The 14165-nt window shown below is 65.4% G+C and carries 7 protein-coding genes and 1 pseudogene; 6 read left to right on the forward strand and 2 right to left on the reverse strand.

All coding sequences use genetic code 11. The annotated features are described in order from the left end of the window. Positions 1-9: 9 nt before the first annotated feature. Entirely contained in the window at positions 10-7662 is a 7653-nt protein-coding gene (locus RJT37_RS19050; RefSeq protein ID WP_313690134.1) for a malectin domain-containing carbohydrate-binding protein, read from the reverse strand. Positions 7663-8243: 581 nt separating this feature from the next. Between RJT37_RS19050 and RJT37_RS19055 the strand changes: the two are divergent. The 6 genes and pseudogenes from RJT37_RS19055 to RJT37_RS19080 form a co-directional block, all read left to right on the forward strand. After that, positions 8244-8370, forward strand: a pseudogene (locus tag RJT37_RS19055) (nucleotidyltransferase family protein); the annotation flags it as partial. 75 nt (positions 8371-8445) lie between these two features. Further along, positions 8446-9078, forward strand: a complete 633-nt coding sequence (locus RJT37_RS19060; protein ID WP_390209077.1) for a sugar phosphate nucleotidyltransferase — start codon at positions 8446-8448, stop codon at positions 9076-9078. A 481-nt stretch (positions 9079-9559) separates the two neighbouring features. After that, positions 9560-10378: a DUF4129 domain-containing protein gene (locus tag RJT37_RS19065; protein ID WP_313690141.1), complete on the forward strand. Its 819-nt coding sequence runs from the start codon at positions 9560-9562 to the stop codon at positions 10376-10378. Next, entirely contained in the window at positions 10375-11001 is a 627-nt protein-coding gene (locus tag RJT37_RS19070; RefSeq protein ID WP_313690144.1) for a DUF7269 family protein, read from the forward strand. Before RJT37_RS19065 ends, RJT37_RS19070 begins: the two co-directional genes overlap by 4 nt. An 8-nt stretch (positions 11002-11009) precedes the next feature. Continuing rightward, positions 11010-12278 (forward strand): DUF58 domain-containing protein, encoded by a 1269-nt coding sequence (locus RJT37_RS19075; protein ID WP_313690147.1) that lies wholly within the window; start codon positions 11010-11012, stop codon positions 12276-12278. Positions 12279-12307: 29 nt separating this feature from the next. Next, positions 12308-12967, forward strand: coding sequence for a DUF7519 family protein (locus RJT37_RS19080; protein WP_313690149.1), 660 nt, complete (start codon positions 12308-12310; stop codon positions 12965-12967). Between the two features lie 174 nt (positions 12968-13141). Here the strand turns inward: RJT37_RS19080 and RJT37_RS19085 are convergent, their stop codons facing one another. Next, positions 13142-14119, reverse strand: coding sequence for an AAA family ATPase (locus RJT37_RS19085; protein WP_313690151.1), 978 nt, complete (start codon positions 14117-14119; stop codon positions 13142-13144). Between the last annotated feature and the right edge of the window lie 46 nt (positions 14120-14165).

The following is a 14165-nucleotide window of genomic DNA, read 5'->3' on the forward strand; positions in this document are numbered from 1 at the left end:
TAGATGTCACTACTGCGAGCTGCTGTCCGACGATTCGAGGATCTCGATGGCGCGGATCTCTGGGTTCTCGGCCGCGCCCTCCTCGAAGGCGACCGCGATCGTGCCGTCGCCGTCGTCGGTGACGGTGAAGTTCTTCACCGTCCCCGTCTCGTGGCCGACGTCGGCCACCGGATCGTACTGCGTCAGGACCTGCTGGCCCTCGATGGAGACGTTGAACTGCCGGTTGCCGGGTTCGCTGGTCTCGGAGTAGGAGTTACCGACGTAGAGCCGGACCTCGACCTGCTGACCCGAGTCGACGTCGAACTCCCACGTCATCTCCCCGTAGCGCTCGCAGTTCCACACGCCGTCGGGCGTGCTCGACGGAACGTTCGGGGTCGTCGAGGTGATCTCTCCGATGCAGGTGTTGCCAACGGCGTCGGAGCTCCCTACGGATGCGAGATACGGCGAACTCGTATCGACGACGCCGGTCCAGTCGGGACCGTCGTCCGTCGCGGAGACGGTCGTGCCCTCGCCCGCGTTCACGCGGTGAAGAACCTCCTGGGTCGACGCGGCGCTCGATTCGTAGTCGAGGATGATCGTGTTAGAGGCCTGTCCGGTGTCGCCGTCGCCGTCCTCCACAGCCGCGAGGAAGTAGTTCAGGTTCGACTCGGCGAGGCTCACCGGCACGGTGGCCTGGCCGTTCGAGTCGAGCGTGACCGTCTGGTAGCTCACCGACTGAGCGTTGTCGGCCTCGAAGGCTTCGACGTCGTAGCCGTCAGTCGGGGGCTCGCTGGCCTCGACGTGGATGAGTTCCACCGTACCGTCCGCGGGGCCGCTGAGGCTGAGCGCCTGGGAGCTGTCGTCGACCGAGGCGGCCTCGTGACCGGCGAAATCGGTCGACTGCAGGCTGACGCCCTCCACGCCGAGCGTCGGCGCATCGGGCACGTCCGCGTCCGCAGTCGCCTGGGCACCCCCGTCGCTGCCGTCACCGAACAGGTCAGTCGTCTGCGTCGAGCCGTCCGCGTACTCGACCGACGTCGTGCTGCCGGCGATTTCCAGCCCCGAGATGGAGCCCGCGCCGCCGGTCGTCGAAGCATCCTTGATCGTCGTCGGGTCCATATCGATGGACATCGAGACCGACTCGCCGGGATCGAAGTCGGTGAACTCGACGGTCATCACGTCGTACCCCTCGGCGTTATCCTCGCCGTTGTGGGGCTGACTGAACACGTCGTCGTCGGCAGTGGAGACCACACCGACGCCGTCGCCAGTCTGGCTGTCGACGCTGAGCTGCTTTGCTGTCGCGTCGCCGGCCGTGCCGTCCGGGTCGAACACCGCGTCGGGGAGCAGGCTCTCGCTGGCGTCGAACGTGACCGACGTGATCTGCTCGTCGCCGGTGTTCTCGATCTCGAAGGAGCCACTGCTGTACGTGCTGGTGTCGATGCCGCTGTCCGGGGTGACCGAGATATCGGCGGCAGCCACGGCGGTGTCGTCACCGCCACCGTCCGCGGGTTCCGCGGGTTCGACCTCGATGGCCGACACCTTCGCGTTGTCCTCGATGCTGCTGAACTCGACGTTCAGTTCGCCGTCTGTGACCTCCACGGTGACGGTCTCGGTGACGGCGGCGTGCGCACCTCCGGCTTCCGCGTAGATGTCGTACGTGGAGAGGACCTGTTCGCCCTCGACGGAGGTGTTGAACAGGCGGTCACCTTCGCCGCCGTCGTTCGCCACGCCCTGGTAGAGTTCGACGAAGTGCAGGGTGACCTCGTAGGTGCCGTTCTTCAGTGGCACGTCGTAGCTGAAGTCGCCGTACCGCTCGGTGTAATACAGCTCGTCGTCCTCGGTGTTCGCGATCTCGGGATTCGAGGGCGTTCCGAACTGCCCGGTCGTGAACGTCTCGCCGCCCGTGAAATTGGTGTCCGCCTGGAACTCCGTACCGTCCGCGGCGGTGTAGGCGTCGCCGCCGGCGTTCACGGCGAAGGCGGTCTCGCCGTCAGCGGGTTCGTCGTCGCCGGCGCTCGCCTCGTATTTCAGGACGACCACGTTCGAGTCGAGGCCGGTGTCGGTACCGGGCTCGCCGTGGGTCGCCACGAAGTAGTTGTAGCCGCCGACTGCGGTCGTGTTGAGGAGCGTGACGGGCACCTCGGCCTCGCCGTTCGAGTCGAGCGTGACCGTCTGGTAGTCGACGTTCTCGACCTTGTTGGCCTCGTAGGCCTCGACGTCGTAGCCGGGCGTGCCGTCGTACTCGGGGACGTTGTCGAGTTCGAGTTCGGCCTCGGCGTGCAGCAGCGTGACCGTCTCGTCGGGCTCGCCGGTGATCGTCACGGTCTGGTTGGCCTCGCTCACAGTGGCCGCGCTGTGGTGATCGCGGAGCGCACCGTCGACGAGATCGACGTTCTGCACGCCGATATCCGGTGCCTGTGCGATCGATTTGTCGAGCGTCGCCTGTGCGCCGCCCGCGCTGCCGTCACCGAACAGGTGTGCCTCCTGGACGTCGCCGCCATCGTACTCGACGCTCACTGTCGAGCGGGCGAGTTCGAGCCCGGAGACTGGCCCCGCTTCCTGGGAAGAGATGGTCGAGTTCTTGATACTCGTCGGATCGTTGTCCGCCGAGAACGACACCGACTCGCCGGGATCGAAGTCGGTGAACTCGACGGTCAACACCTCGTACCCGTCGGAACCGTTCACGCCGTTGTGCGGCTGGCTGAACACGTCGTCGTCCGCCGTACTCACGACGCCGACGCCGTCACCGGACTCCGAGTCGATGACGAGGCCCTTCGCGGCCTGGTCGCCGGCCGTCCCGTCGGGATCGAACACCATATCCGGCATCGCCGAAGACGAGAGGTCGAAAGTGACCGACGCGATCTGCTGGTCGCCGGTGTTCTCGACGGTGAACGAGCTGCCGCCGTAGGTGCTCGCCTCGGTGCCGCTGTCGGGCGTGATCCCGATCTGTGCCGAGCCGACGGCCGCACCTGACTCCTCGACGGTGAGCTGGAAGCTCTCCGTCGTCTGGTCGGTGCCGTCGTCGGCCTGAACCGTGACGGTGTACGGCGAGTCAGTGGCGTCGCCCGACTGCGGGGCGATGGTTATCTCGCCGTTCGAGAGGCTCACGAAGTCGGGGCCGCTCACCGACAGCGACACCGCGTCGCCGTCGGGATCGTCAGCGTTGACCGGAACGGTCGCCGAGTCGCCCTCGGTCACCGTCTGGTCGGAAATCGCGTCGATCGTGGGCGCGGTGTCGTCGCCGCCGTCGCTGACGGTCTCGCCGTTCGACCACAGACTGATCAGCTGCTGAACCTCCGAGAGGGAGATGGTCTCCCCGCCGGTGTTCGGCACTTCCGCGCCGTTCGACCACCAGTTGATGGCCGTCTGGATCTCCTGTAGACTGATCGTCGAGTCGTCGCCGTCACCGGCGCTCGCGACCGCCTCCTCGACGGTCATCTCGTCGGCGGGCTGTTCGTCGACGGCGACGATCTCTATCGCCGAGATCTTCGGGTTCTCCGCCTCGTGGAGGAACGTCACGTTGATGTCATCGTCCGAGGGCGTCACCTCGAAGGACTCCATCACGCCGACGTCGTGGCCGTACTGGTTGTGGAGGTTGTAGTCATCGAGGACGGTCTGTCCCTCGAGGACCACGTCGAACTCCCGCGGTCCCTCACTCTCGAGGGTGGCGCCCTCCTCCAGGTAGATCTCCGCGAAGTACAGTCGGACCTCGTAGGTCTGATCGGACTGCGCGGGGAAGTGCCACTGCATCTCGGGGGCGTCGCCCGAACTACCGGTCGTGGCGTTGGGGTCCCAGCGCTCGGTCTGGAACAGGGAGGATGGCGCGCTCGATGGGACGGAGTCGTCGAGCGTAATCGCGTCGTCCGTGCTGTAGGTGTCACTGCCGCTCTCGTCGGCGTTGGTGAACTGCGAGGGGTCGTTCAACGTGTCGGTCGACCAGGCGGGGCCGTCCTCGATCGCGGCGAGTTCGGACCCGCCGGCGTTGACGCGGTAGACGATCTCGCCGTCGGTCGGCTGAGTCGCCTCCGTGTTCTCAACCGTGACGTTCACCGTGTCGGTAGCGGAGTCGGTCCCGTCGGAGACGGTCACCTCGAAGGCGAGCGTCTCGTCGGCGTCGACGTCGGGCGCGGTGAACGTCGGCGTCGCCGTGTCGGCGCCCGAGAGGTCGACCGACGAACCGGCCGTCTGGGTCCACGAGTAGCTCAGTGAGTCGCCGTCCGAATCGTTAGACTCGGAGGCATCGAGCGTGACCTGCTGACCCTCGTCGACCGCCTGGTCGGCGCCCGCGTCGGCAACGGGGGGCTGGTTCTCGGGCGGGGTCACGTACTCGACGCCGATGTTCGTCCACGTCGCGTCGAACGTCGAAGTCGCGCCGTTCGACGTCGAGATGATGCCAACCGCGGGCGCAACGCCGTCGGAGGTGTCGAGCCAGCTCGCCGGCATCGCGACGGTTCCGACCTCGGTGGTCGTCCCGTCGACTTCGTACTCGGCCGTGACCGCGACCTCGTCGACGCCGTTGTCGGGCGCCGGATCGGTCGTCGGGTCGACCGTCATCCGAAGGGTGACGTCGTTACCCGTGACCGCGCTTTCGTCGGTCATCTGCCCGTCGAACGAGTCGTCGACTTCCTTCGCGAACTCGACGCCGCCATCGCCACCGTTGGCCGCGGCGACGAGCTTGACGTAGTTCGACTGGTCGCCGGGGCCGATGAACAGCCCGGCGGACTGGTAGTCCTCGGGATTCTCCGGGAAGGAGGCAACCGTCGTCTCGACCGTGAACGGCTCGTCCGGCGGGTCGACGCCGAACTGGAACGCGTACTGCTGCGTGTTCGTGGTCGAGTAGGCGTCACCCTGGGGGACGTTCTCGACCGTCAGGACCTCGGCGGCGCCACCGACGGTCATCTGCGTCTGGTCGTAGAGGGCCTGGTAGTCCTCTCCGTTCGTCATCAGGCCCGTCCAGCCCTGGCCGTTCTCGCCGAACAGGCTCAGCTCCGAGAGGTCGTGCTGGACGGGAAGAGTCGTGTCGAGCCCGTTGTCCGGATCGACCGCGAACGGATCCTCGGTGTCGTCGAGCCCGTCGTTGTCGTCGTCGGGGTCGAGCTCGTTCGGATTGCCGTCGTCGTCGAAGTCGGCCGGCGTGGAGGCCGACGAACAGGGGTCGGTCCCCACGGCAAGTTCGTCGCCGTTAGTGTAGCCGTCACCGTCCGCGTCGCCCGACGGGTCCAGGGTGTCGGGATCGCACTGCTCGCCGGCGTCACCGTCGCCGTAGTCGACCGGCTCGAAGACAGTGACGTCGTTCCCGCCGTGGTTGGCGATCCACACGGTTCCCGGGAAGACCTCGTCGTCGTCCTGGGCCGCGATTCCGAGCGGACCGTCGGTGTTCGCGATGGTCTCGACGTTCGTGACGGTTTCACCGTCGGCGCTCAGTTCGACCCGCTTGATGCTCCCGTAGAGTTCGACCTGCAGGAGGTCGCCCTCCATAGCGCCGCCGAAGTTCGAGGCGGTGTACTGCGCCATTCCGCCGGTCGGCCCGAAGAGGACCTTGTCGCCGTTCCCGAACTCCATCGTGTTCGCGCTACCGGCAGGGGCGCCCGGGTCGGGCGACCCGCTCGTCGGCGGGATGTAATCGGCTTGACGGGAGTCAACCATACTCGACGGAACCGGGGAGTTCGACCCGGTGACGTCAAATCTCATCGTCCCATTCGCGTAGTAGATGTCCGCCTGCGTCGGGTTCGCGCGGATGGGGGCTGCGTGGCCGGCGTAGTCGCCCTCGTCGGGCGCGATGAGTTGGTCGCTCGTCGTGTAGCTCCCGTCCTCGTTGGGATGGTTAGTCACGTCCGAGGCGTCGGCCACGATGTTGCCGTCCGCGTCAGCCGGCTGGCCGCCCCAGCCGCCGTTCGGACCGTGGTCGCTGACGAAGAGCTGGCCGCTCTCTGCGAGGACCAGGTCGTAGGGGTTCCGGTAGCCGGGCGAGTAGATCTGTACCGGACCGCCCTCGACGAGCTTCGCCTGATTGATGCCGTCGTTACCGCCGAACGGCAGGTCGCCGCCCTGGATGGTCGGCAGGGCGTACAGGTAGTCGAGGTCGGGGTACTCGCTTTTGTGGGTCTGCAGACTTTTCTCCTGGTAATTGTTCTCGATCTGCGCCAGGTCGATCTCGAGGATAGCCGCCGACAGTGCGTACTCCGGCGTGTGACCGAAGTTGTCGCTCGGCGCACCTTTGTTGGTGTGGCCGCCCTGGGCAACGTAGAGCGTGTCGCCGTCGGGAGACAAGTCGAGGCCGTTCGTCGCGTGGTTCTCCTCGGACCGCGGCAGCCCGAGCACCATCACGTCGTGCTCGACATCGCTCGTCTGGAGCGTGTCGTCACTTCCGGGAGTGACGGTCAGCCGCGAGATGGCCCCGGAGTTGGTGTCCGTGTCGTCGTCGTCCTGACCCACGTCGATCTCGGGGTCACTCGAGGAGACGTAGACAACGGGCTGGGAGGCAGTGCCCCCAACGGTCAGGCCGGTGATCTGTCGGTTGTTCTCGCTTGAGTCGATGTTCCCCAAGTCGTCGTGGTTCGGGATGTCCTGAATGACGTCGATCGCGACCTCGTTTGTGACTTCGTAGCTGTTGTCACCGGTCCGGGTGACGTTCAGCGCGTACACCATCCCGCCCTGCGTCGAGACGTAGACCCGGCCGTCGGGCCCGAACTCGATGGCCGTCGGGTTACCGGCGCTGAACCCTTCCAGTGTGCTCTTCTCGAAGGAGGGATCAACCGAACTCGCGCCTTCGCCCGAGAGATTCACCGTCAGCGGGGAGTTCGATCCGGAGTGGCTGATATCGAGCGACGCGCTCAGGGAGTCGGCGCTGGACGGCGAGAAGGTCAGGGGAATACCGGCAGATTCGCCGGGCGCGAGTGTCGTCTGCGAGGGCGCCCCCGCGGAGAACGCGTCGTCGCCGGAGACGGAGAGACCTTCGAGAGTGATATCTGAGTCGCCGTCATCACCGAGGTTCGTCACCGTAACTGTCTTGGTCTCGGTGTCGCCGACGATCACGCTCCCGAAGTCAACGCTCGACGGGCCGTCGAGCGTGTCCGGCTCGGGTTCGGACTGGACGATCTCGATGGCCGAGATCTTCGCGTTGTCGATCTCGGTCGTCAAGTCGACGTCGATCGTGCCGTCCGAGGGCGTCACGGTGACCGACTTCATCGTGCCGACGTCGTGACCGACGTCGGCGTAGATGTCGTAGTCGTTCAGGACCGTCTCTCCCTCGACGGCGACGTCGAAGGAGCGTTGATCCGGGGACTCCGCGTAGGTTTCAGCGAAGTACAGTCGGACCTCGTACGCCTGACCGGACGTGACTTCGAAGTCCCACTGTTGGTCGCCGTACAGTTCGCTCTGGAACACATCAGACGGTGTGCCTGGCGGAACGGTACCGTCGAGAGTGATCGAATCACCCGTGTTGTACGTCGACGGATTCCCACTCACGGTGACGCCGCTCGTGGAGCCCGGTGGTGTCCAGTCGGGACCGTCGTCGGTGGACTGGACTGTAGTATCGTGTCCGTTCACCCGATACAGTACGTTTTCGCCTGTCTGTGCCTGCGCGGTGTTGGCTCCGACCGCTATCGAGGCCACCCCCATCGAGGTGACCATCAACAGTGAGAACAGCAGTGCGAGAGCCTTCGTCGATAGTGTTGCTGACATTGTTTGAGCGTCCGTCAGGTGACGGGGGCCGGGTCGCGTCCCACTGCAGGGCCGAACCGACGAAATATAGATGCGTAATCATATTCTATTGTAACACGGCTCATGACCTCGGTATTATCCTTTTAACACCCATTTAGCGGATATTACAGACGTAGCATATACTCGGTGACAAGCGGACTGAATCGTGACCCGGCCCAGAGACGGGGCGACAGCATCCGCACCTCGATTGGTTCACGCGCGAGAAAGTACCACTGAACAGCTGTAGCGTTTGCAACCGATTGCTCGTTCGATCGGACGCCGTCGGACGATCGGATGAGCGAAGACACACAAACGCTACTATATCGAGACCGTGACGACCCGGCCGTCGGAATACCCAGCCCTACCGAGAAGACAACGGTCAGGGCAAGCGTCGGTTTTGAACGGGCAGCCCACTGCCGACTGATACTGGTAACTCTCGTCTCTTCCCGCCGAGGGCCGCCACCAGGGGTGACGCTCGGCGGGAAACAGTGAGAGTAAGCATTGGAGTCTACCGCCGAATAAGGCGGTTCATACTTTTGGGGGTGTTCCGGTGAGGGGCGAGTATGAAGGCAGTCATCCTCGCGGCGGGGAAGGAAACCCGACTCAGACTTCTGACCGACGATACGCCGAAGGCCCTGGTCGAAGTGGCCGGGCGACCGTTGCTGGATCACGTCTTCGAGCAGCTATAGTAGCGTTCGCAACTGATTGCTCATCCGATCGCTCGCAGTCGTGCGATCGGATGAGCGAAGACTTGCGAACGCTACTATAGTCGGACTCGGCATCTCGGAATTCGTCGTCGTCGGCTACCGAAAACAGCAGATCATCGAGCGGTACGAGGACGAATTCCGAGGGGTGCCGATCACGTACGCCCACCAGCGCGAGCAGCTCGGCCTCGCACACGCGCTCCTGCAGGCCGAGCCCTACGTCGACGAGGACTTCGCGTTGATGCTCGGAGACAACATCTTCCGCGCGAATCTCTGGGACGTCGTCGAGCGCCAGCGCCGTGGGGACGTGGATGCCGCCTTCCTGGTCGAGGAAGTTCTGCACTCGGAGGCCGGGCGCTACGGGGTCTGGGAGACCAACGGCCGCGGTGAGATCGTCGAGGTGGTCGAGAAGCCCGACGATCCGCCGTCGAATCTGGTTATGACCGGGTTTTACACCTTCTCATCGGCGATCTTCCACGCCTGCCACCTCGTCCAGCCTTCCGATCGCGGCGAGTACGAACTCCCGGACACCATCGATCTACCGCTCGAATCCGGTCGGACCATCGAGACGATTCCGATGAACGGCTGGCGGGTCGACGTCGGGTATCCCGAGGACCGCGACCGCGCCAGTCGCCGACTGCGAGCCGACGACGGTGGGTCGTCCGTCAGAAGCGGGGGGCCCACCTCCGACTGAGACCGAGTGGTGGAGTCAGTTACAACAGTCATTATGAGTGCCTCGACATTATGAGTGCCTCAACCGAACAGGAGTGCTCACCGGCGTTGCTTCCGCCGTTATCGCTCTCGGGGACGTCGTACGCTCCCAGGGGCAGGGTGAAAGGGATCCGGCCGGGCCGGACAGTCGTGGTAACGGAAGCACGATTCCACCGGACGGCGTGGGCTTGTAACACCGACCGAAGACACGCTGGCCTGGTCGGCGTAACTCCCCGCTCGCGCTGTCGCTCCGAGTAGGAGGTGTATAATAACGTACTGGACCTCCCATTGGGAGAGTAGATGAAACGGGTAGCCTCGGCCGCGATTTCACCGCTCACCCGAGCGATCCGACAGCCCGACGTTTCGGCGGATTCGCGGCCACCTGTGGGTCCAAATCTGTGTCGGAGTCACGGTTCGATCTTGTGTCGAAGTCACGGTTCGATCTCGTGTCGGGGGAACCATCGATGATCGACCGGCGCATCTTCTCGATCGCGGTCGTGGTCTGTTGTCTCCTCGCGATGGTGAGCCTCTCGGCGTCACTGGAGTCGACCGTCGAGACGTCCCCCGGGGAGGCGATCGAATTGGATTTCGCGTCACTTCCGCTGAGTGTCGGGCAGGCCTCGGAGTTGAAACAGTCCTACCACTCAGGGAGCTCTAGTGAAGACCAGGAGGCTACCAGTGCGTCGCGTTCGACCGAGCCCGAAAGTGAAGCCGAGCGCTCTGGTGGAACCAGTGAGGCCGAACGTTCGGGCGAGACCAGTGAGAACGAGCGCTCCGGCGAGGCTGATAAGAACGAGTTGACCGGGGGAGACAGGAGGGCCGACCCCGACCAGGGGTTGCTGGCGAAACTCGCGGCATTCCTGTCTGCTCTGGATTCGTCGTGGCTGTGGCTGGTGGTGGTCGTCGGCGTCCTGCTCTCGGTCTCCCAGCGCAAACGCATCCTCGCGTGGGTGAAACGTCACCTAGACGGTCGCTTGTCGACGGCCGACGATCCGGCTCCCGGCCCGGATGACGACCGACCGTTCCACCCACCGGAGAATGTCGTCGAACGGTCGTGGCTCGAGTTGCTCTCGTGGGCCGACATCGAGCCCGATCCGAGCGCGACACCACGGGAGACCGCCGCGGAACTGGTCGGTGCCGGTCTGGATCGCCGCGCAGTGAGGGAACTCACGGAACTATTCGAGGAGACTCGCTACGGCGACGAGCCGGTTACGACCACGCGTGCAGACCGCGCGCTCAGGTGCCTCCGACGATGTCGACGGCAGGAGGGGACAGCGGAATGAGCGGATCAATTCGGGGAGAGAGGGCGGATTCGCCGAATGTGGTGCAGGTCGCAGTCGGCACGGCAGGGCTCCTCACACTGCTTGCTGCCTTCACACTCGTCGACGGCACTGCCGAGGCGCTGGCAGCGACGTTGCGCACGACATTCGGCAGCGATTACCTGCTGGCTGCCGTGCTCAGTGGGTGCGCGTTCCTGTTTGCCGCCGCGACGTTCGCCTCGAGCGCAGAGGCCGGATACCAGGCCACGATGCCCGAGGTCGAGCGCCCGACGCCGGTCCCGACGCCCGGCGAGAGGTTCGATCAGCGACTCGCCGGGTGGCACGGCCTGGTTCCCGTCGTGACGCCGACCGCGCGAGCGGCCACGATCCGGCGGCTTCGCCGGACCGCAGTTCGCACCATCGTCACTGCCGAGGGCTGTCGCCCGGCCGATGCAGAGCGACGTGTCGCGGAGGGTTCGTGGACAGACGACCCCGTCGCGGCCGGGCTGCTGGAACGGGACGCCGGACCGCCGCCCATAGCGATCCGGCTAGTCGCGCTCCGGCGGAGGGAGACCTGGCTCGCCTACGCCGCTGACCGGACGGTCGATGCCATCGTCGCCCGTCGAAACGGAGTGACGGGGCAGTGAGGACGTAAATGCCCGACTCGTATCCGACCGACCGCTGGCTGGGGATTCTTGTCGTCACGCTCGGGACGGGCGGGTTCGGGTTGCTCGCGAAGCGGCCGTCCCTGCTCCTGGTGGCGGCGCTGGGTGTGGTGTTCGCGGCCTATCCACGGGTGTCTTCACCGCCGGAGCCAGACCTCCACCTGGAGCGGCACGTCAGCGATGACTCGCTGACCCACGGTGAGTCCTTCGAGGTGACGACCACCGTCCGGAACGTGGGGGACGGGGGGATACCGGATCTCCGCATCATCGACGGTCTCCCGCCGGCGCTCCCGGTCGTCGAGGGGACCCCACGCCACGGCACCGCCCTCCGAGCCGGCGAGACAGCGTCATTCTCCTACGTCGTCGAGGCTAGACGGGGAAAGCACCGATTCGAGCCCGCGACGGTGGTGGCACGCGATATCAGCGGCGGTCACGAGGTGGAGCTCAAGGTGGACGCCGGGACGGAAACAGCCGTAGACTGCACAGCGAGCGTCGCGCAAGCCCCGCTCCGCGCGCAGACGACGGACGCCACCGGGCGGATCGCCGCCGATCACGGAGGAAACGGGACCGAGTTCTATCAGACGCGGGCCTACCGCCGCGGCGATCCAATCAACCGCGTCGACTGGAAGCGCTACGCCCAGATCGGCGAGTTACGGACCGTCGAGTTCCGAGCCGAGCGGGCGGCGACGGTCGTTCTCGTCGTGGATGCCAGACCGGCGGCCTACCGAGGGGCGAACGGCGAGCCACACGCGGTCGACTACAGTATCGCCGCAGCACGAGAACTGGTGGACACGATGCTGGCGAACCGGAACCGGGTGGGAATCGCTGGCTTCGGCCGGGATGTTCCCTGGCTTTCGCCGGGCACCGGCCGCGACCATCGGATGCGCGCACTGGTTCTCCTTTCGCAACACGCCACCTTTCAGTCCCGACCCCCCACTGGATCCGTCCCGGAACTCGCAGAGCAGGCCGCCCAGTTGCGCGCGCAGCTTCCCGAGGACGCACAGGTGCTCTTGCTCTCGCCGCTTTTGGACGATGAGCTCCCGGAGACGATCCGCCTGTTCGACGCTCGCGGTCACGCCGTCAGCGTCATCTCTCCCGACGTCACGACGTCCGCCGGCTCCGGTGAGACGCTGGCGGCCATCGAGCGCACCGACCGGCTCGGTCGCCTGCGCGCGGCAGGCATTCCCGTCGTCGACTGGTCGCCGGAGCGATCCCTCGCGGCGACACTCCAGGACACGCCGGAGCTGTTCGACAAATGACCGTGAGAGAAGCGACCTTCAGACCGGCTATGCCGAGTGCGGCCGTGGCCGTCGCGCTCGTAGTCGGGGTGGTGGTATCGCTCGGCGCTCGCGAGGCGGTTCTCACCACGCTGGCCGTCCAGGGCGGCGGCCTGGCGGCGGTTGGGGTCGGCATCGCGAGCCGACGTCGCGGCCACCGGACACTTGGAACGGCGCTCGCAGTCGCCGGTGTGGGCGCTATCGTCGGGGGACTCACGCTGTTCGTCGATGAGCCACGCGCGCTCAGTTACACGCTCCGGTTCCTCCCAGGACTGATCGGCGTTCCACTACTCGTGGGGACGCTGTTACCAGTGAGGGCGAACGGCTCGCGTCTCGTGTGCAAACTCGGTACTGGCGGGGTGTTTCTGACGGTCGTGCTCTCGGGGCTCTTCCGTGCGGTCGGTGAGTTACACCTGCTGCTCGTCGCAGTGGCCACGATCGTCGCCTGGGACGCCGCCGACAACGCTGTCAGCATCGGCGAACACCTCGGGCGGGCGGCGACAGCTTGGCGACTGCAGGCGATTCATACGACCGGCAGCGCGATGGTCGGCCTGGCGGGAGTCGCCGGCATCTATCTCGTGCGCCGCATCGCGGTGAGCGACCTGTCGCTGGCCGCATTCGCGCTGTTGTTCGTCGCGCTTTTGCTGTTCCTCGCGGCGATTCGTGGGTAGCACAGCGACACCAGCGCACCTCCTCGTGGACGTTCTTCGGAACGAGAGTCGTCACTGTGGGCACGAGAATCGGTGTGATAGTCCTCATCTGATCGGAACGAGAGTCGTCATTCTGTCGACGTGATAATCGCTGTTCTGGGTCGGGAATCCCGACAAACGAGCACGCTGCCGATCTTAATCGGTCGGTCGCTGAGTCTCGTATCCGACGCTCGGGACCGGGAGGTCCGCGAGGAGGTCGTCCACGAGATCGCGTTCCTCGGTGCCTTCGACCGTAGCCTCTGCCGTGAGTCCGAGGCGATGGGTCATCACGGGCTCTGCGACGGCCTTGACGTCGTCGGGGGTGGCATACTCGCGACCTGCCAGTGCCGCCCAACCACGGACGATCTCGAACAGTTTCTGGCAGCCCCGTGGAGAGACACCCACCTCGACGCGGGCGTCGTCCCGAGTCGCTCGAACGAGGTCCACGATATACCGCTTGAGGTCGTCGTGAACGCGGACGTCCTCGGGAACACGCTGGAGGGCGCGAACCGTCTCGCGTTCGAGTACCTGCGATGCCGACGGCGTGGACTGTTCGCGTGTCTCCCGACGGTTTAGCAGTTCTAGCTCCCCCGCAGCGTCGGGATACCCCAGGCTGCTTTTCACCAGGAAACGGTCCTTCTGTGCCTCCGGCAGCCGAAAGGTTCCCTCCCCCTGCTCGACGGGGTTTTGCGTCGCGATGACGAAGAACGGGTCCGGGAGGTCGTGTGTCGTCCCGTCCATCGAGACCTGTCCTTCTTCCATCGCCTCCAACAGCGCCGCCTGAGTCTTGGGCGATGCCCGATTGATTTCGTCGGCGAGAATCACGTTTGCGAAGATTGGACCCTCCTTGAACTCGAACTCGCGGGTCTTCTCGTTGAAGATGTAGGTCCCGGTTACGTCGGCGGGGAGCAGATCCGGCGTGAATTGGATGCGACCGAACGACAGCCCCAGCGCGGTCGCAAAGGCTCGTGCTGTCAGCGTCTTGCCGGTCCCGGGCACGTCCTCCAGAAGCACGTGCCCGCGCGAGACGACACCGGTCAGGATCACCCGGAGGACGCGCTCTTCGACGACCACCACGTCCGACAGTTCTGCCAGCACCTCTCCGGCGAGTTTCTCGGCCTTACCCACGTCCATACCAGTCTCTCAGGGAGGCCGGTCTTTGTTATGGAACGGTTACATC

The organism is Halobellus marinus (assembly GCF_032113415.1).
Lineage (GTDB): Archaea > Halobacteriota > Halobacteria > Halobacteriales > Haloferacaceae > Haloquadratum > Haloquadratum marinus.